This is a genomic window from Mesorhizobium sp. B2-6-1 (assembly GCF_006440475.1).
In the GTDB taxonomy this organism is placed as follows: Bacteria; Pseudomonadota; Alphaproteobacteria; order Rhizobiales; family Rhizobiaceae; genus Mesorhizobium.
This window is the reverse complement of record NZ_VFUH01000010.1, coordinates 222,007-239,255: the sequence shown is the minus strand read 5'-3', so window position 1 is coordinate 239,255 and position 17,249 is coordinate 222,007. Positions and strand designations below refer to the sequence as shown.

The 17,249-nt window shown below is 61.4% G+C and carries 19 protein-coding genes; 12 read left to right on the top strand and 7 right to left on the bottom strand.

Going from position 1 to position 17,249, the window contains the following annotated elements; genetic code table 11:
• Positions 1-47 precede the first annotated feature (47 nt).
• The 3 genes from FJ443_RS21230 to fae all read left to right on the top strand — a co-directional run bounded on the left by FJ443_RS21230 (position 48) and on the right by fae (position 2,523).
• The gene (locus FJ443_RS21230) at positions 48-995 is read left to right on the top strand and encodes a RimK family alpha-L-glutamate ligase (protein ID WP_140515160.1); all 948 of its coding nucleotides are present in this window, start codon (positions 48-50) and stop codon (positions 993-995) included.
• Positions 996-1,007: 12 nt separating this feature from the next.
• On the top strand, positions 1,008-1,868 hold the full coding sequence (locus FJ443_RS21225) for a triphosphoribosyl-dephospho-CoA synthase (protein WP_140515159.1): 861 nt from the start codon (positions 1,008-1,010) through the stop codon (positions 1,866-1,868).
• Between the two features lie 148 nt (positions 1,869-2,016).
• Complete coding sequence (gene fae / locus FJ443_RS21220) at positions 2,017-2,523, top strand: formaldehyde-activating enzyme (RefSeq protein ID WP_140498176.1); 507 nt, start codon at positions 2,017-2,019, stop codon at positions 2,521-2,523.
• Positions 2,524-2,658: 135 nt separating this feature from the next.
• On the opposite strand, the gene FJ443_RS21215 is transcribed toward fae, so the two are convergent.
• Complete coding sequence (locus tag FJ443_RS21215; RefSeq protein ID WP_140665704.1) at positions 2,659-3,450, bottom strand: HisA/HisF-related TIM barrel protein; 792 nt, start codon at positions 3,448-3,450, stop codon at positions 2,659-2,661.
• On the opposite strand from FJ443_RS21215, the gene FJ443_RS21210 reads away from it, so the two are divergent.
• Complete coding sequence (locus tag FJ443_RS21210; protein WP_140665702.1) at positions 3,400-4,446, top strand: hydantoinase/oxoprolinase family protein; 1,047 nt, start codon at positions 3,400-3,402, stop codon at positions 4,444-4,446. The genes FJ443_RS21215 and FJ443_RS21210 overlap by 51 nt on opposite strands.
• A gap of 20 nt (positions 4,447-4,466) precedes the next feature.
• Here the strand turns inward: FJ443_RS21210 and FJ443_RS21205 are convergent, their stop codons facing one another.
• From FJ443_RS21205 to FJ443_RS21185, 5 genes are read right to left on the bottom strand one after another with little or no spacing between them, the layout of a single operon-like run.
• On the bottom strand, positions 4,467-5,051 hold the full coding sequence (locus tag FJ443_RS21205; RefSeq protein WP_140524700.1) for a DUF447 domain-containing protein: 585 nt from the start codon (positions 5,049-5,051) through the stop codon (positions 4,467-4,469).
• Positions 5,052-6,446, bottom strand: coding sequence for a DUF6513 domain-containing protein (locus FJ443_RS21200; RefSeq protein WP_140665699.1), 1,395 nt, complete (start codon positions 6,444-6,446; stop codon positions 5,052-5,054).
• Positions 6,439-6,990 carry a flavoprotein gene (locus FJ443_RS21195; protein ID WP_140515154.1) on the bottom strand — a complete coding sequence of 184 codons (552 nt, stop codon included), beginning with the start codon at positions 6,988-6,990 and terminating at the stop codon, positions 6,439-6,441. Before FJ443_RS21195 ends, FJ443_RS21200 begins: the two co-directional genes overlap by 8 nt.
• A 3-nt stretch (positions 6,991-6,993) precedes the next feature.
• Positions 6,994-8,820 carry a (5-formylfuran-3-yl)methyl phosphate synthase gene (locus tag FJ443_RS31705; RefSeq protein WP_140623845.1) on the bottom strand — a complete coding sequence of 609 codons (1,827 nt, stop codon included), beginning with the start codon at positions 8,818-8,820 and terminating at the stop codon, positions 6,994-6,996.
• The gene (locus FJ443_RS21185) at positions 8,817-9,071 is read right to left on the bottom strand and encodes a hypothetical protein (protein WP_140560484.1); all 255 of its coding nucleotides are present in this window, start codon (positions 9,069-9,071) and stop codon (positions 8,817-8,819) included. The genes FJ443_RS31705 and FJ443_RS21185 overlap by 4 nt, the downstream gene beginning before the upstream one ends.
• A gap of 38 nt (positions 9,072-9,109) precedes the next feature.
• Between FJ443_RS21185 and FJ443_RS21180 the strand changes: the two genes are divergently transcribed.
• From FJ443_RS21180 to FJ443_RS21155, 6 genes are all read left to right on the top strand, one after another.
• Positions 9,110-10,339 (top strand): ABC transporter substrate-binding protein, encoded by a 1,230-nt coding sequence (locus FJ443_RS21180; RefSeq protein ID WP_140632166.1) that lies wholly within the window; start codon positions 9,110-9,112, stop codon positions 10,337-10,339.
• 42 nt (positions 10,340-10,381) lie between these two features.
• Positions 10,382-11,332, top strand: a complete 951-nt coding sequence (locus tag FJ443_RS21175; RefSeq protein ID WP_246673098.1) for a YVTN family beta-propeller repeat protein — start codon at positions 10,382-10,384, stop codon at positions 11,330-11,332.
• Positions 11,333-11,361: 29 nt separating this feature from the next.
• The gene (locus FJ443_RS21170) at positions 11,362-11,805 is read left to right on the top strand and encodes a hypothetical protein (RefSeq protein ID WP_140557423.1); all 444 of its coding nucleotides are present in this window, start codon (positions 11,362-11,364) and stop codon (positions 11,803-11,805) included.
• A gap of 70 nt (positions 11,806-11,875) precedes the next feature.
• Positions 11,876-12,664, top strand: coding sequence for an ATP-binding cassette domain-containing protein (locus FJ443_RS21165; protein ID WP_140632171.1), 789 nt, complete (start codon positions 11,876-11,878; stop codon positions 12,662-12,664).
• An 11-nt stretch (positions 12,665-12,675) separates the two neighbouring features.
• Positions 12,676-13,536 (top strand): ABC transporter permease, encoded by an 861-nt coding sequence (locus FJ443_RS21160; RefSeq protein WP_181175123.1) that lies wholly within the window; start codon positions 12,676-12,678, stop codon positions 13,534-13,536.
• Positions 13,536-14,162, top strand: a complete 627-nt coding sequence (locus tag FJ443_RS21155; RefSeq protein ID WP_140498203.1) for a hypothetical protein — start codon at positions 13,536-13,538, stop codon at positions 14,160-14,162. The genes FJ443_RS21160 and FJ443_RS21155 overlap by 1 nt, the downstream gene beginning before the upstream one ends.
• A 101-nt stretch (positions 14,163-14,263) precedes the next feature.
• Here FJ443_RS21155 and FJ443_RS21150 read toward each other — a convergent pair whose 3' ends face one another.
• Positions 14,264-15,196, bottom strand: coding sequence for a LysR family transcriptional regulator (locus tag FJ443_RS21150; protein WP_140498205.1), 933 nt, complete (start codon positions 15,194-15,196; stop codon positions 14,264-14,266).
• Positions 15,197-15,320: 124 nt separating this feature from the next.
• Between FJ443_RS21150 and FJ443_RS21145 the strand changes: the two genes are divergently transcribed.
• Both FJ443_RS21145 and FJ443_RS21140 read left to right on the top strand, forming a co-directional pair.
• On the top strand, positions 15,321-16,367 hold the full coding sequence (locus FJ443_RS21145; RefSeq protein ID WP_140515144.1) for a class 1 fructose-bisphosphatase: 1,047 nt from the start codon (positions 15,321-15,323) through the stop codon (positions 16,365-16,367).
• Positions 16,368-16,375: 8 nt separating this feature from the next.
• Positions 16,376-17,248, top strand: coding sequence for a phosphoribulokinase (locus FJ443_RS21140; protein WP_140498210.1), 873 nt, complete (start codon positions 16,376-16,378; stop codon positions 17,246-17,248).
• Position 17,249 lies beyond the last annotated feature (1 nt).

Genomic DNA, 17,249 nt, shown 5'->3' with positions numbered 1-17,249 from the left:
GCGGCACAAAGAGACCCGTCCGTCATCCGCCACATCCGAGGCACCACATGATCCCTCGCATCCTGATCGTCAGCGACAATTCGGACACCGGCTCAAGTGGCCTCGCGGCAAGGCTTGGTCGACGGGGCGCTATTGTTGCAACCGTGCCGCTGGCGGCGATCGCGTTCGACACCGGCAGCCCGGGCGGACTTTCGATCCCCGGTTTCGGCGGTGCGCTGCCCGATGCCGTGCTCGTCCGTTCGATCGCCGCAGGATCGTTCGAAGCGATCACCCGGCGCCTCGGGGTACTGCACGCGCTGAGCCGGCTGTCGGTTCCCGTGTGGAATTCGGCGCAGGCGGTCGAACGCTGCGTCGACAAGTCGATGACGACTTTCCTCTTGAAAAATGCTGGCCTGCCAACGCCACCGACATTCGCCGTCGAAGGACTTGCCGCCGCCAAGGAGATCGCGGCGCAGGAGCTTCGGGAGGGACCGCTGGTGCTGAAACCATTGTTCGGGGCGCAAGGCCGCGGGATAAGGCTGATCCGTACGCTCTCCGACCTTCCCGCCGCAGACGAGGTGAACAGCGTCTACTATCTCCAGCATTATGTGTCGCGCGCCGGCCCGCCCTTCCGGGATTTCCGCGTTTTTGTCTGCGCCGGCGAAACAGTCGCGATGATGAGCCGCAGCAGCGACGACTGGATCACGAACGTCAACCGGGGTGGCGTGCCGGAGCCGGTTTCGGGACCTGGCAAGGCTGAGCTGGCATCGCTGGCTGTCGCCGCGTCAGCCGCCGTCGGCGCGGATTTCGCCGGCGTGGACATCGTGCGAGCCGACGATGGCAGCTTGTTCGTACTCGAGGTGAACAGCATGCCCGCCTGGTCAGGACTGCAATCGGTGGTCGCTGTGAACATCGCCGAAGCGATCGCCGATGCCCTGCTGAAATTCCTGGCCGACCGCACCGAAGCGACCGCCGCGCCGCGGCCCTTCCGTTTCACCGCGCCGGCGAATTCGTAACGGAGCGGCAGGATGGCGTTATCGCGTGAACGCCTCCGGGCTAGCTACAAGGATGCCTGCCGGATGGAGATCGAAGCTCTGAAGCCGGGCAATGTCCACCTGTTCGCCGACGGACACGGCATGTCCGCCGCCCAGTTCATGATGAGTGCCGAGGTTTCGTCCGAGCCGCTGACCGATCCTCGCCTCTCGGTCGGGCAGCGCATGCTGGAGGCGGTGCGTGCGACACGCCTGGCGGTAGCAACCAACACCAATCTCGGCATCGTCCTCCTGGCGGGGCCTCTGATAGGCGCCGCCGAAATGAGGAGTGGCAGCTTGCAGGACAATCTCGACTCGCTGCTGCGCGCGTTGAGCATGGACGATACCAGGGCAGTGTTCGAGGCGATCGCCATGGCAGCGCCAGGCGGCCTGGGAGATGCCGCGAATGATGTGCGGCAGGAGCCGAAGGTTCATCTCTTGGAAGCAATGCGGGAGGCTGCCGACCGCGATATGATCGCCCGCCAGTATGACACCTGTTTCGGCGACGTGTTCGGGGTAGGGCTGGCCGCGCTGGTAGGGGCGCTAGCTCGCGGAGAAAGCGGCATGTGGCCGACCGTGTTCGCCTATATGGCGTTTCTCGCAGGCTTCCCCGACAGTCACGTGGTGCGCAATCACGGAATTGAAGTCGCAAATCAGGTGCGGCAGGACGCTCTTTCCGTTCAGGCGACGCTCCATGCCAACGGCGACGAGCCGTCACGCATTCGCCTGCTCATGGAGTTCGACCGCCGGCTGAAGGCGGACAAAGTAAACCCCGGCACCTCGGCCGATCTGACCGTGGCTACTCTTTTAGTCCACACTCTAGGCACTCGCTTGCATAATCGCGGCGTTGGTGCTTGACTTCCAAAAGCGGGAGCTGTGCTTCCGCGGCTATCTAGCCAACCGGTCCGGGCAATCCGGGCGCTGCCAACAAGGATAGCTGTCCATCGAGCGCCTGCTCGGTTGCAGCGTCCGTGGACATCATAATTGTGTCTTGGAGGAAATTGGCATGGCAAAAATCTCGAAGGTAATGGTCGGTGAATCGCTGGTCGGGGACGGCAACGAAGTCGCGCATGTCGACCTGCTCATCGGGCCGCGAGGGAGCGCAGTCGAAACGGCATTTTGCAACGCGCTCACCAACAACAAGGACGGTTTTACCTCGCTTTTGGCGGTGATCGCGCCCAATCTTCAATGCAAGCCCAATACGGTGATGTTCAACAAGGTCACGATCAAGGGCGCCAAGCAGGCTGTACAGATGTTCGGCCCGGCGCAGCACGCCGTTGCAAAGGCAGTGCAGGACAGCGTCGCGGACGGGACAATTCCGGCAAACGAAGCGGACGACGTGTTCATTTGCGTTGGCGTATTCATCCATTGGGACGCGGCCGACGACGCCAAGATCCAGAAATACAACTACGAGGCGACAAAGGAGGCCATCCAGCGCGCTATCGCAGGAACCCCGACCGCCGCCGAAGCCACCGCTCAGCGCGACAACGTCAAGCATCCGTTCGCGGCCTAGACAAGAGACAGCCCCGCACAGGAAAAGCCATCTTCCGAAACGGATGGTCTGTTGCGCCGGCTGAAAAGGGTTCTGGGCTTTTGAAGCGACACTCCCGAAGGGCGCCCGCCTTTCGGGGGTGAGGAGCAACTGTGATCAGGCGCCGAACGACGCCAGGTGACTAGGTGTGAGCGTGGCGTTGTGCAGTGAGGTTGCGACCAGCGCTGCGGCGATGCCCATCGCTGACAATGCGTGGATATCGTTGTCATCGCGGACGCCGCCGGCCGCGATGACCGCGCGACTTCCCGCCTTGGCCTTGACCTCCTCCAGCCGCCTGAAGTCCGGGCCGGCGGCCGCACCGACTTTGGCCAGCGTCATGACGATCACCTTTTGCGGCCAAAGCTCGGGCTCAGCGAGAAGAGAACGCGGTCCGCAAAAATCATCGCCAAAGAAGTCAAGGGACAGGATGAGATCGGGATGATCGCGAAAATGCCGGAGCAGCACATCGTCCTGCTGCGATTCGGAGCCCAACACCGGGTAAACCGAATGTTCAGCGAGCGCCGCCAGAAGCGTTTTCCTGTCTGCTACGCCGGCATCGACCCAGAGCTCAGGCGGCTGCGTCATCGCCCTCAGCCGGGCAAGTGCGTCGCTGTTTGGAGTACCGCCTCCAATGGCGTCCAGATCGGCGATGTAGAAGGTCGAAAAGGGATGAAGCGTGCGCAACCCTTCGGCGACGGCGAGGACATCGGAACTTCGGCTGAGCGGCGTAACGATCGGCCGGTAGCGATCGCGTTTTCCTTGCTGGGCGCGAACCACCTCGCCGCCTTTCAAGTCGAGAACCGGAATGATGCGCAACGTTTTTCTCGCCGACCAACTGCTGTCATGAAAGCTTGAAGTGTGGAAAAAAGAAAGAGCATCATTGCGGGCTTCGACATTGGCGGCGCGCATCTGAAGGTGACGCGCGCGCAAGGCGGCCGCATCGTCGGCGCGGTAACGATCGCCACGCCGCTTTGGCAAGGGTTGCATAGCCTGACCTCGGCCCTCGACGAAACAGCCCCGATCTATGCGGAAGCCGATCTCAACGCGTTCACCATGACGGGCGAACTATCGGACATCTTTGCGTCCCGCGATATCGGCGTGACGACGCTGCTGGGTCAGATTTCCAATCGTTTTCCCACAGGCGAAAAGCTGATCTATGCCGGATCATCCGGCTTTGTCGAGGTCGAGCAGGCAGCGCGGCTGAGCACTGATGTCGCCTCCGCCAACTGGCACGCGACAGCCTCTTTGGTGGCAAAACTGGCCGGCGATGCCCTGTTCGTCGATATGGGCTCCACCACCACCGACATTATCGCCATCAAGGACGGCGCCGTCGTCAATGAGGGCTACACCGATGCCGGACGGCTTCTGACTGGCGAACTGGTCTATACGGGATTTACCAGGACATTTCTGTTCGGCGTAGCCTCGTCTGCTCCTGTCCATCGAAGACTGACGCCATTGATGAACGAGTATTTCGCCTCGATCGCCGACGCGCACCGGATCCTGGGTGTGCTCGATGAGGAGGACGACATGCACCCTTCCGCCGACGGCAAGGAAAAGACGGTCCACGGCTCAATCGCGCGACTGGCGCGCATGGTCGGGCGCGACGCCGCTGAACTTTCGCCGCCGGAATGGGGTGAAGTCGCACGCTGGTTCAGCGAGCAGCAATTGCGGAAAATCCACGACGCAGCATCCCTGGTTGCCTGGGGTCTTGCTCAAGATGTTCCGATCGTCGGCGCCGGAACGGGCCGCTGGCAGATCAGGCGGCTGGCCGAGCGCATGGAACGTCGCTTTGTCGATTTCGCCGACATCGTCCCCGCTCATGAAGCTGTTCGCGGCGAGGCCAGCCGCGCCGCACCAGCATCGGCGGTGGCGCTGCTGGCTGGATATCGATCACAAGCAGCGTAGCGGCGCTCGCGCCGTCACGCTCACGCGTCCCCGCTGCTGGACCCTTTGGCGGCTAGGTGATCGCTGACACGCTGCATCAGCCAACCCCAGGCTTCCCGTTCGTCGGCGCCGGCTGTCTTTTCGATAGAGATCGAAAGATACGCGATCTCGGCCTCGATCTTGTCGCGGGGTAGCATGCCAAGCCGGCTGACCAGGATGGCCAGTTCCAGAACAGCCGCCTTGGCACGGTTAAGGCCGGTGAAGGGCGCATGCATTTCCTCTCGAAGCACGCGGCAGAAATGGCGAGGGCGCACGCCATCATCGTCAACGCTCTCGACTTCGAGAACCGAATGCGCCAGCGCAGTCGCCAACCGGGGAACCAGAAAATCTTCAAGGGGAACGGTCGGCCAGTCCTTGCGCCCGGTCAGGCATCCAGCGAAGACGCGCACGTCGTCGGTGTAGTTGGCGATGGCGAACGGCACCGCCGCCAGATTGTCGAGCGTAACCGAGGGACGAAACGGTGCGATGACCCAGCCGTCTTTTTCGGAGATTATGCCGATCGGCGCGATATGGACCTTTCCTGTCTTGTCGACAGTGGTGATGATTGTCTCGCGAATGTAAGGCACCTAGCCCTCCTTCTTCGCGCGAAGCGTTTCGCCCGGTTTGGCAAGACGGGTACGGTCGGTTTCGGGAGCCGGTGCGGCAACGCCCCATGCGAGCGGCTCGTCCTGAACATAGCGCTTGCCGAGGCGCCACGCGATCTCGGCCTTCGTCAGTTCCGCGCCCAGATAGAAAGCATGCGCACCATCGGTCTCCACGCCAAGTCCGGCGAAGAATTCGAACGCATCCGTGGCAACCGCGTGCCCTTTGCCGTTGAAAATATGAATGCCGTCCTCCGCTGCCGCGATACGGTAGTTGGCGTCGCGCACCTCGGCCGCCAATCCAGCGATATCATCGGTCGAGGCCGTGAAGGGCTTGCGATCGTGGATCTGCAGCAAGCCTGGGTGATAGCTACGCGGCAGTGCACCGTCATTGCGGGCGGCGAACATGATGCGACGGGCAATGTCGTGCTCCTCGATCGTCCGCACCGTGTGAGGGCTGACATGTACGGCTAGCACGTTTCGAATCCCGAGTTCCGAGCAGAGCCCCGTTAGAACGGCCGTAACGCCAGAACTGTCGGCGTCGGTAAGTTCGGTGAGATTGCCGGTGCCCATCAGCAATTCGATCTTCGGCCAGCGGCGGCGCGCCTCGATGAAGCGGCCGAGCGATTGGGCGAAGCCGAAGTGGATCGGATCCAACACGGGATCGGCGATAAAGGAAATGCCAGCCCTTTGCGCCGCATCGATAGCGCGGCCAAGCGAATCCAGATCGCCGGGGGCGGACGGGATCAACACCGCCGTAGCCCCATGGCCGAACACTAACGGCAGCGTGTTCTCGTCGAGGCTGAGAAGATAGTCCGCACCGGCGCGTGCACCGATCGACAGTTCGTCCGCGCTGGCCGAATCGACGCTGACCTGAAATCCTTGTGCCTTGAGCTCGCGCACAGCCTCCGACAGCAACGGAAATGGCGTTTCAGGCAGGCAGCCAAGATCGATGACATCGGCGCCGGCCGCAGCTAGCGTCCCCGCCCGCAGCGTGAGCGCTTCGATCGACAGCATTGGCGCATCGACGATCTCGGCGAAGATGCGCATATCGTGACGCGTAAGATCCGGCGGCTCGCCGACACGGCCGAGAAAGGCCGGCAGGTCCGCGATCTCGTCAGGACCGCGCGCAAAGGGCACGCCGAAATGGTTCGACAATTGCTCGATATCGCCGCGATAGCGCCCTGGCAGGATAAAGCGGTCAACGGCGTTGGACGCGATGAGACGCCGCTTTATGATGTCTTCGGTCATCAGTGCGGCGACCTTGACACCTATGTCGACCACCTCCCACGAAAACTCCGTCTCGCCCAGACCGGATAGCAGCTTTTCCAACCGTGCCCTGGCCAGATGTCCCGTGAGAAAGACCAGCCGCTCAGCCATGGCCGGACAGCTCGGCCCGGCGTTGCTGAACCGCCGCGTTGAGGTCCGCGAGCGACTCGACGACCTGGGTTCGTTCGAACCCCTTCAGCCGCTCGGTGTTTTCCAGGTCAATCCTGCGCGGATAGACTTTGACCAGGCCATGCGGCGCCATGGTTTCGAGTTCGGGTGCGGTGTCGCAGGCAAAGACGATGATCGGCACGCGGCACTTTCCGGCTTGCGCAAAGACGTTGGTGGCAAGCGTATCGGATATACCCCAGACGCATTTGGCAACCGTGTTGGACGAGGCAGGCGCCACCACGACCGTGTGGTAGACGCCGTGGTAAAATTCGCCGACGGGAATGGCGCTCGCCGTCTTGTCGTGCAGCACGCGCGTCGTCTCCGGAAAATCGAGTTTGAGCTTGTACATGCGCAGCACTTCATTGGCGGCTTTCGACACGAAGACATCGCAATGTTCGAGTTGGCGAACAAGTGCGAAGCTCTCCGTGAAAAAATGCCCGGACCCCGTCAAAACCCACGCCCAGCGCGGCACGTGCAGCTTCACCATCGGCTATCCTGCCTTCTTTGCCGAGCGGGTCGAAGCCACAATCCCGATGCCGGGCAGCTTGCCCGATGCGAGTAGCGCGCCCGCCTCGGCGGCATCCTTCGGACCGGCGAGACGGAAATCGATGCCGTCGGGCAGCATGGCGGCAAAGCCTGGGTCGACAATGCCCCTGGCCTTCAGGCTGTCAGGGGTATCGTTGTCGAAGAATGCATCGGTCTGCTTGATAAGCAACAGCGCGTTCGCGCCAAGCTTCCCGCCAAGCCAGGCAGCCAGGGAATCGGAGGTAATGTCCCAAGAGGCCGGAAGGTCCGGTGCCGGCAACGCAAGTGACGACGGCAGCCACACCGGAACCTTGCCTTCGTCCAATGCTCGCACAATCTCCTCCAGCGATCGTGCCGGCGTCAGTCTTTCGTCCCGATCGAGGATGATTTGGCCGAACTGCTCCATGGCGAGGATCGCCATGGCATGTGCGGCGGTGTCGGAAAAATCCATGCGGGTCTGCGTCTCGCGCACCTGATCGGCAAACAGGCCGCCGCCGGGCACGATGACGATCGGTAACCTGGAACCCGCCAGCGCCGCGATCCAGCTCGTCATTTCCGCCGCATGGGCAGTGCTGCCGCCAAGCTTGACGACGGCCCGCCCGAGGACGTCGGAGCCTTGCTGGCGCGGCCGGGAAACACTGCCTCTGTCTTTTCGGCCGGCAGAGCCGGAGGCGACACCGCGTCCTGCCGATTGGCGCTTGCGTTCGATCTCGACGCCGACACCGCCAGGCCCGAGCTCGAGTTTTTCCACCCTTACCGTGACGCGCACGACGCGCTCGTTCTCCAGAACGTGCGCCGCCACTTGCTCGGCCAAAGCCTCGCTGAGCTGAATGTGCCCCCGCGCGACGATGGTGCGAATGCCATCCATGATGATGTCATAGGAGAACACATGGCGCATGTCCTCGGGATGGTCGGTGACTTGCAGCACGTCGGCGATCACATCAAAGCGCACCTTTTGAGTATGACCATGCTCGAAGCTGTAGGCACCGATCTGGACCGGCAGAACAAAATCCCGCACGAAAATCCTGTCCGTGCCCAGTGTCGGATCGGTGCCCGGCGAATAGCCTCTCGCTGCCAACAGGCGATAGTCGATGCTCGATTTACCGCCCGTCCCAGGCTCTGCCGGGACCAATTCGCGAATCTGCGAGACCGCCTCGGCGCTGATTGAACCCGCGCGGTCGGCATGGCCACACAGCGCGCCGCGAAAGCCGAGGAAATCGGGAGCGAAAGGCAATAGACGTGGAATATCCGGGGCTTCGAGCGATCCGCTCAGGCCAACCATCAGACCGAGCGACTTGGCTCGATCGACGAATCCCGGAATCCGCTCCGGTGGCAAATGGTCGAGCAGCCGGCCCTTTCCCTTCTGCGCGGTATCAACCATCACGCCGTGGAAGCGGTGCCTGCCGAATACCGGCAGGAGCTCGAAGTCCGGCGCCAGATCGGCAAAGAGCACAGCGATCAACTTCGTTCGCGCGGCCAGCGGTTCGAGCGCCTCCGCGCAGGCAGGGATGTGAGCCGATGGGAAAAACCCGATCTTGACATAATCGACGCCGGTCGCCGCGATCTCTTCAGCCTTGGCGCGGATCGTTTCGGGTTCCATCGGCAGGTCGCCGCAGACCGCGCTGACCGGAGCCCGACCAGCGATGAACGAAATCGTTCGGCGGATGGTTTCCGTGGGTACCGCGCCCAACGCTCCCGCCTTCGGATCCTTCAGATCGACGATGTCGGCGCCGCTCGAAAGAACGATCTCCGCCTCTTCGATGCCGGTGACGCTGGCCAGCATTCTGGTCATTTGAACAGTTTCTCCAGTTTGGAGGACAAGATCTTTTGTCCTTCGTCCGCTTGATTCTCGCGCACGTCGCGGATGACATAGCTGCGAACGACCTCGAAATCGAAGATGGCAATCTTTTCAGCCGCCATGGCATGTTTGTCAAAAAGACACCGAGCCAGGGCAGACGCGAAAAGTCGTCCGATAGGGTTTGATAAATTTTGCGGGTCGGCTAAGTTGACCATGGGCACCTGGACTTGGCGCTGCTCCGACACCCGTCGGACCTCAGCGCAAGAATGGGTAATTACTATCGATGACGAGCGCGGTGCCGGGCACTCTCGCCGCCTTTTTGTGCTTTTTTTCCCTGACCGTCAACGCTCCGGGCGCGATAGCCCAGGAAGCGGCGGCGAAGCCGGAAAAAAAGGTCACTGAAATCAAGATAGGGTATTTGCGGGCCTACGCGCCGCAATTGACGCTTTCCATGCTCGACCTGCCGCCGCGTGATGAAGGTGTCGCCGGCGCCACTGTGGCAATCGGCGATAACAACACCACCGGAAAATTCACCGACCAGAAATTCAGCCTCGACGTGACCGAGATCAAACCCGAAGCCGACGCGGTTCAGGCATTCGAGGACCTGATCGCCAAAGGTGACCACTATGTCGTCGCAGACCTCTCGGCCAAACAATTGCTGTCGATCGCCGATATAGCCCGCGACAAGGGCGTGCTGATCTTCAACATCGGTGCCACCGACGATAGCCTGCGCGAGGAGGACTGCCGCATCAATGTTTTTCATATCGCGCCGACGCGCAGCATGCTTGCCGATGCGCTGGCGCAGTATCTCATGGTGAAGAAGTGGCCGAATTGGGTGCTGCTCTACGGCTCGCATGAGCAGGACCATCTCTACGCCGACGCGTTGCGCCGCGCGGCAACCCGTTTCGGCGGCCAGATCGTCGCCGAGAAGGAATTCAAGGACACCGGCACGGCCAGGCGTACCGACACCGGCGCCACGCAGATACAGCAGCAGATTTCCGTATTCACGCAGGATCTGCCGGAGCACGACATTGTGCTTGTCGCCGACGAAAGCCAGGTGTTTGGCACCTACGTGCCCTACCGCACCTGGACGCCGCGGCTGGTCGCCGGCACGGCCGGGCTTGTTGCATCGTCGTGGCATCCCGCCAGCGAGCAATGGGGCGGCATCCAGATGCAGAGCCGCTTCCTGAAGACGACGGCCCGGCGGATGCTTTCCAAGGACATGTCGGCGTGGACAGCAGTGCGTGCCGTCGGCGAAGCCACCACGCGCACCAAAGGCGACGATGCCAAAAAGATCAGTGACTACATCCGGTCGGGCGATTTCTCGGTTGCCGCCTTCAAGGGACAGAAACTCACCTTCCGCAAATGGAACCTCCAGCTTCGCCAGCCGATCCTGCTTGGCGACACCAAGTCGGTCGTGTCGACATCGCCGCAGGAGGGCTATCTCCACCAATTCTCCGAACTCGATACGCTTGGTATCGATCAGCCGGAAACGAAATGCGTTCTCAAGTAGGGCCAAAGGGGAGGAATTTGCGTGCAGACACGAGCTTGTGCATTGGCCATTCTCGCGGCCGGCCTCACGGCCAGCCCGGCATCGGCCTATACGGCCTACGTTTCCAACGAGAAGGACAACACGATGACGGTCGTCGACACGGCCACCATGCAAGTGGTGAAGACCGTCGAGGTCGGCCAGAGGCCACGCGGCATCACCATCTCGCATGACGGCAAATTCGTTTATCTTTGCGCCAGTGACGACGACACGGTCGAAATCATCGACACCGCGACGCTGCAAATCGTCGGCACGCTGCCATCTGGCCCCGATCCCGAATTGTTCGTGCTCTCGCCTGACGGCAAGACGCTCTATGTCGCCAATGAGGACGACAACCTCGTCACCGCCATCGACGTCGAGAGCAAGCAGGTCATGGCCGAGATTCCAGTCGGCGTGGAACCGGAAGGCATGGGTATCAGCCCTGATGGCAAGATCATGGTCAACACCTCGGAAACCACCAGCATGGCGCATTTCATCGACACTGGCACCCACGATGTAACCGATAACGTACTGGTCGACACGCGCCCGCGCTTTGCCGAATTCAAGCCGGACGGCTCGCAGGTCTGGGTCAGCGCCGAGGTCGGCGGCACCGTCAGCGTCATCGATAACGCCAAACGCGAAGTGGTGAAGAAGATCCAGTTCGCGATCCAGGGATTGCGGGCTGAGACCATCCAGCCGGTAGGCATCGCCATCAGCGCCGACGGCAAGAAAGCCTATGTCGCGCTCGGCCCGGCGAACCATGTCGCCGTGGTCAATACCGACACCTACGAGGTCGAGAAATACATCCTCGTCGGCCAACGCGTCTGGCACCTGGCCTTCACACCCGACCAGAAAACGCTGATCACCACGAATGGCAACTCCAACGACATCACGTTCATCGATACGGCGACCGACGAGCCGGTCCAATCGCTCACCGTAGGCCAGCAGCCTTGGGGTGTGGCCATTTCGCCCAAATAGCAGACATTGATCATGGGGAGGATCGCGACATGAAATTTCGCCATAGGTTTATCTTCGCCGCGCTCGCCGGATTTGTGCTTGCTCCGATCGCCGCAAGCGCGGATGACGCAACGCCAAAACCATCGCGTGCCAGCAAGAACCTGCCGGAATTGATTATCGGCTCGGCCGATTCCACCTATGCCGTCAATCAGAAGGATTTCGAGCTGATCGCCGGCCAAGGCTATCGCTGGAAGATCACCTCCAAGGGCGGTTTCGAATACAAGTTCGTGACCGACCTGTTCCGCAATGTGTGGATGGACCAGATCGTCATCGACGATCTGGAGGTGCATATGGACGGCGGACCGGCCTGGCTGGAATTCGACGACGCGGGAACGATCCAGGTGCAATTCCACACAGTTCGCCCCGGCGAGTATACCTGGTCGGTTCCCGACCTCGCCGACAAGGGCCTGAAGGGCAAGATCACGATCAAGTGAGACCAAAGGAAATCAGGCGCGCTAGATAGCAGTGCGTCCTGCCAACGCGTCCTGAAGGAGCGATCCGGGCATGCAGCATGTGAGAACAAGCGGACCGGGAGACGAGGCGGCGGCACTCGACGTCAGTGCCGTCAGCCACTCCTATGGACCGAAGCGGGCACTCAAAGAGGTCTCGTTCTCGATCTTGCCCGCGACGTTCACCGTCCTGCTCGGCCTCAACGGGGCCGGCAAGACAACACTGTTCTCCCTGATCAGCCACCTCTATGACACGCGTCACGGGTCGATCCGCATCTTCGGCCACGACATCCGCAGCGCTTCGGGCGAAGCGCTCAGACGGGTCGGCATCGTGTTCCAGGCGCGCACGCTCGACCTCGATCTCAGCGTCTATCAGAATCTTTCCTACCATGCCTCGCTGCATGGCATTGGCGGACGCGAAGCCCGGCAGCGCATCGCCGCGCTGCTTGACACAGTCGACATGCAGGGCCGCCAGCATGACAAGGCACGCAGCCTCTCCGGCGGTCAGATGCGGCGCATCGAGATCGCCCGGGCGCTGCTTCACCGACCTTCCCTGCTCCTGCTTGACGAAGCGACCGTCGGCCTTGACATCGAGTCGCGTGCTGGCATCCTCGCCACCATCCGCAAGCTCGTCGAAACCGATGGTATCGGCGTGCTCTGGGCCACGCATCTGATCGATGAAGTCGATGATACCGATCATGTCGTCGTGCTGCGGCGGGGTGACCTGGTCGCCAGGGGCAAGGTGTCGGATGTCGTCCAGGCAAATGGAGGAAATTCCATTCGCGATGCCTTTTCGAAGCTCAGCCGCGTCGACGCGACGGGCATGGCGGAGACATCGTCATGAGCGCTCCTGCGATGCCCGGAAAAGTCGTCGGCATCAAACCGGTAGGGTCTGAACCATTCGGCCTCCGCCACCATCTCATTTGCCTGAAAGGCATCGTCCTGCGCGAGTGCCTGCGCTTCCTGCACCAACGCGAACGGTTCATTTCCTCACTGGTGCGGCCGCTCGTCTGGCTGTTCATCTTCGCCGCCGGCTTCCGCCAGGTGCTCGGCGTGTCGATCATCCCTCCTTACAAGACCTATGTGCTCTACGAGGTCTACATCACTCCGGGTCTGTGCGGCATGATCCTGCTGTTTTCCGGCATGCAGTCTTCACTGTCGATGGTCTACGACCGCGAGATGGGCAACATGCGCATCCTGCTGGTCAGCCCATTTCCGCGCTGGTTCCTGCTGGTGTCGAAGATGTTGGCCGGCGTGGCCGTATCGATCGTGCAAGTCTACGCATTTCTGATCGTCGCCTGGTTGTGGGGCGTCAGGGCGCCGCCGCTCGGCTATCTCTACGTGCTGCCGGCACTGTTTCTGTCGGGCATGATGCTTTGCGCGCTCGGCATGCTTTTGTCGTCCGTGATCAAGCAACTCGAAAACTTCGCCGGCATCATGAACTTCGTCATCTTTCCAGGCTATTTCGCGTCGCCGGCGCTGTATCCTTTGTGGCGTATCCAGGAGGCAAGCCCCCTGCTCTACAAGATCTGCCTCGCCAATCCGTTCACCTATGCCGTCGAACTGATCCGCTTCGCCTTCTATGGGCAGATCGACTGGCTGTCGCTGGGCGTCGTCGCCGGTTGCACGCTGTTGTTTCTGGGCGGCGCCATCATTGCATACGATCCTTCGCGCGGCCTGATGACCCGCAAACAGGACACGGGAGGAAACGGCTGATGGCGCGAATGAGACTTGTCCACACCCTGGTTCTGATCGCCATGCTTGTCCCGATGGACGCCAGGGCGGCAAACACCGATCCCGACTGGCCTTGCATGCAGCGCAAGGTGCCGCAGCTCTCGCTCGGCCAGATCTGGAATGGGCCGGAGCTTCCCCCGGCGGCGAAGGATTGGTCGAAGGATTCGGGCGTCTCCGCGCTGGTCGAGGCGGTGGCGGCCCGACGGACGCCGATTGCCGAAGCCCAGAAGGAGATCAAGGACTTCGTGGCTTCTCTGCCGGCGGAGCAGGTCGCACCAAAGATGGCGATGCTGGTGCAGGGAATGTTCGATCACATGGACGCCGAGCGTTCGCACGTGATTTCCGGCATTTCCCGCTATGCCCACAAACAGCTCGAAATGGCGGCTGAATTGCGCAAGGAAGCATCCGACGTCGACGCCCTACGTGCCAAAGCCGACGCCGATCCGGACGAAGTCGAACGGCGAACCGACCAGTTGAATTTCGCGACGCGCATTTTCAACGAACGTGTCCAGTCGCTGACCTATGTCTGCGACGTGCCGACGATAATCGAGCAGCGGCTCTATCAATTGTCCAGGACCGTCTCGGAAACGCTCGGTCGGAAGAAATAGACCTTCAGTCGACCTTGCGACGGATTTCACGTCTCTTGGCAGGCGACACGTCCGGCGTCTCGCTCCGGTCGATTCCGAACGCCATCCGTCGGTCATCCCGCTCAGGAATCGGGATAAAGCTTACCGAACAGGGGCAGATACATCGCGCCCTTGCGCATCAGGAAATCGTTGAACGTAGCCATGGCCGGCGAGATTGCGTGATCGGTTCGTATCACCGAGAACCATTGTCGGCGGATCGGCATGCCGACAACGTCGAGGATGACGAGCCGGCCAGCTTCCGTTTCCGCGGCGATGGTGTGGGCAGAAATGAAGGCGATGCCCAGACCAGCCATCACCGCCTGCTTGATCGTTTCGTTCGAGCCCATCTCGACACCGAGTTCGTCGATGCGGCCAGGCACGTCGCTCAGGAATATTTCCAGCGAGATGCGGGTTCCGGAGCCGGGCTCGCGAATAAGGAAATGCTCCTCGGCAATGCGCTCTTTGGAGATATCGCGCGCCGCCGCCAGCGGGTGTTCGGGCGGCGCGATGATGACCAGCGGGTGGTCGCCGAAGACCGAAGCACGCACCGGTACCTCTTTCGCCGGGCGCCCCATCAGCGCGATGTCGATGTCGTGATTCTTGAGGTTGTCGATTGTCTGGGCACGATTGCCGATGGCAAGCCGCATGTCGATGTCGGGATGTTCCTTCATGAACGCAGCCATCAACCGCGGCGCGAAATACTTGGCGGTGGAAACGACGCCGAGCCTCAAGCTACCCGTACGAACGCCCTTGATGGCGTCGATCTTGTCTTCGAGCAGACCGAGATGCTCCTCGATAGCTTGCGCTGCCTCAACGACGGCCAAACCTGCGGCAGTGGGACGCATGCCGTCCGACGTCCGGTCGAACAGAGCCAGTTGGAATTCTTCCTCCATTTGCCGCAACTGAATTGTCAGTGCTGAAGGAGACAGACCTAACGCCTTGGCCGCACTCACAATTTTTCCGTGCCTGATGATGGCCTGGATGGTCTTGAAATGCTTGAGCGTGAGGTTTCTCATGTCTCATGCTAAATTATTTTTAGTACCAACGTAAAGTTATTGAATTTTACTTATCAAGTGTCGTTTGTTTTCATTCCCCCGATCCAGCCGATCCGAGGAGACGCGGCTGGATCGGGAGGTTACGATGCCAGCGGCAACGCTCGACGCTTTTCTGAACTCCTATCTCGGCCAGCCGGACGAACTTCGCTCCGCGGTCGTAACGACTGTCCGTCAGCTGACACAGGCCGCCAGCAAGATCCGCAATACCATCAATCAAGGTGTGCTCGGCGCCGCCTTTGCCGGGACCCGTGGCGCCAACGCCGACGGCGATGTCCAGAAGGATCTCGACGTCTTCTCCGACGACATCTTCCTCGACGCCATGCGCCACGCTCCGGTCGCGCTCTACGCTTCCGAGGAGCTGGAGCAGCCGGTCCTACTCGACAGGCAAGCACCACTCGCCATTGCCATCGACCCGCTCGACGGCTCTTCCAACATCGACACCAACGTGTCGATCGGAACGATCTTCTCGCTCCTGCCCGCAACTGGCGCGCCGGATGCCGATCCGGCCGCCTCTTTTTTGCAGGCGGGCGTGAATCAGCTAGGCGCCGGTTTCTTCATCTATGGGCCGCAGTTGGCGCTCGTCCTGTCGCTCGGCAGCGGTACGCATATCTTCGTCCTGTCGGCCAGGCTCGGCACCTTCGTCCAGGCATACGAGAGCCGGATCATTCCGCAACGCACCCAGGAGTTCGCCATCAACGCCGCCAACTACCGGCACTGGGACGAGGCCGTGCGGCTCTATGTCGACGACTGCCTGGAGGGCACCGAAGGACCGCGAGAGAAGGATTTCAACATGCGCTGGATCGCCTCCCTGGTCGCCGACTGCTACCGCATATTGATGCGCGGCGGCGTGTTTCTCTACCCCGGCGACCGGCGCAAGGGCTACGGTCAGGGACGGCTGCGCCTGGTCTACGAGGCCAACCCGATTGCCTATCTCATAGAACAGGCTGCCGGTGCGGCCACCGATACGATCAACCGCATCCTGGACATCGAACCCGACAGCCTGCACCAGCGCGTGCCGATGGTCTTCGGGTCGGCGCGGGAGGTCGCGCGCGTCACCCGCTACCACACCGAGCCGAGCAACATCGGCGAACGAGCGCCGCTGTTCAGCCGCCGTGGCCTCTTCAGAGCCTGAGCAGCACCATGTCAGCCAAGCACCCCATCATCACCATCACCGGCTCGTCGGGCGCCGGCACCACTTCGGTCAAGCGTATCTTCGAGCTGATCTTCCGGCGCGAGAACATCGAGGCCGCGTTCATCGAAGGCGACGCATTCCACCGCTACGACCGCGCCGCGATGAAGGCAAAGGTGGCCGAAGAGGAGAAGGCCGGCAATCCGAACTTCACCCACTTCCATGCCGCGGCCAACGAACTCGGGATTCTCGAAGAGGTGTTCGCGGAATACGGCCGCCGGGGATCCGGAAGAACCCGCACCTACATCCATGACGAGGAAGAGGAAAAGCAGTACGGCACGCCACCGGGAAGCTTTACCGAATGGCGAGAGTTCGGTCCCAGCGACCTGCTCTTCTACGAGGGGCTGCACGGCTGTGTCGTCACCGACACGATCAATTTGGCGAAGCATGCGGATCTCAAGATCGGCGTCGTGCCGGTCATCAATCTCGAATGGATCCAGAAGATCCATCGCGATCGTTCGACACGCGGCTATTCCACCGAGGCGGTGATGGACGTGATCCTGCGCCGGATGCCCGACTATGTCCGCTACATTGTCCCGCAATTCTCGCAGACCGCCATCAATTTCCAGCGCGTGCCGATTGTCGATACGTCCAACCCCTTCATCGCGCGCTGGATTCCGACGCCTGACGAATCGATGCTGGTTATCCGCTTCGCCAATCCACGCGGCATCGATTTTCCCTATCTGCTGTCGATGATCCACGACTCGTTCATGTCGCGGCCAAATTCCATCGTGGTGCCAGGCAACAAGCTCGACCTTGCCATGCAGCTGATCCTGACGCCGCTCATCCTGCAATTGATCGAACGCAAGAGCCGTGTGTCGTGAG

Bases quoted from the DNA above. Each gene is read 5' to 3' on its own strand.
- FJ443_RS21230 (WP_140515160.1), top strand. From the start codon at position 48: ATGATCCCTCGCATCCTGATCGTCAGCGACAATTCGGACACCGGCTCA.
- FJ443_RS21225 (WP_140515159.1), top strand. From the start codon at position 1,008: ATGGCGTTATCGCGTGAACGCCTCCGGGCTAGCTACAAGGATGCCTGC.
- fae (WP_140498176.1), top strand. From the start codon at position 2,017: ATGGCAAAAATCTCGAAGGTAATGGTCGGTGAATCGCTGGTCGGGGAC.
- FJ443_RS21215 (WP_140665704.1), bottom strand. From the start codon at position 3,450: ATGCGCGCCGCCAATGTCGAAGCCCGCAATGATGCTCTTTCTTTTTTC.
- FJ443_RS21200 (WP_140665699.1), bottom strand. From the start codon at position 6,446: ATGGCTGAGCGGCTGGTCTTTCTCACGGGACATCTGGCCAGGGCACGG.
- FJ443_RS21195 (WP_140515154.1), bottom strand. From the start codon at position 6,990: ATGGTGAAGCTGCACGTGCCGCGCTGGGCGTGGGTTTTGACGGGGTCC.
- FJ443_RS31705 (WP_140623845.1), bottom strand. From the start codon at position 8,820: ATGACCAGAATGCTGGCCAGCGTCACCGGCATCGAAGAGGCGGAGATC.
- FJ443_RS21180 (WP_140632166.1), top strand. From the start codon at position 9,110: ATGACGAGCGCGGTGCCGGGCACTCTCGCCGCCTTTTTGTGCTTTTTT.
- FJ443_RS21170 (WP_140557423.1), top strand. From the start codon at position 11,362: ATGAAATTTCGCCATAGGTTTATCTTCGCCGCGCTCGCCGGATTTGTG.
- FJ443_RS21165 (WP_140632171.1), top strand. From the start codon at position 11,876: ATGCAGCATGTGAGAACAAGCGGACCGGGAGACGAGGCGGCGGCACTC.
- FJ443_RS21160 (WP_181175123.1), top strand. From the start codon at position 12,676: ATGCCCGGAAAAGTCGTCGGCATCAAACCGGTAGGGTCTGAACCATTC.
- FJ443_RS21155 (WP_140498203.1), top strand. From the start codon at position 13,536: ATGGCGCGAATGAGACTTGTCCACACCCTGGTTCTGATCGCCATGCTT.
- FJ443_RS21150 (WP_140498205.1), bottom strand. From the start codon at position 15,196: ATGAGAAACCTCACGCTCAAGCATTTCAAGACCATCCAGGCCATCATC.
- FJ443_RS21145 (WP_140515144.1), top strand. From the start codon at position 15,321: ATGCCAGCGGCAACGCTCGACGCTTTTCTGAACTCCTATCTCGGCCAG.
- FJ443_RS21140 (WP_140498210.1), top strand. From the start codon at position 16,376: ATGTCAGCCAAGCACCCCATCATCACCATCACCGGCTCGTCGGGCGCC.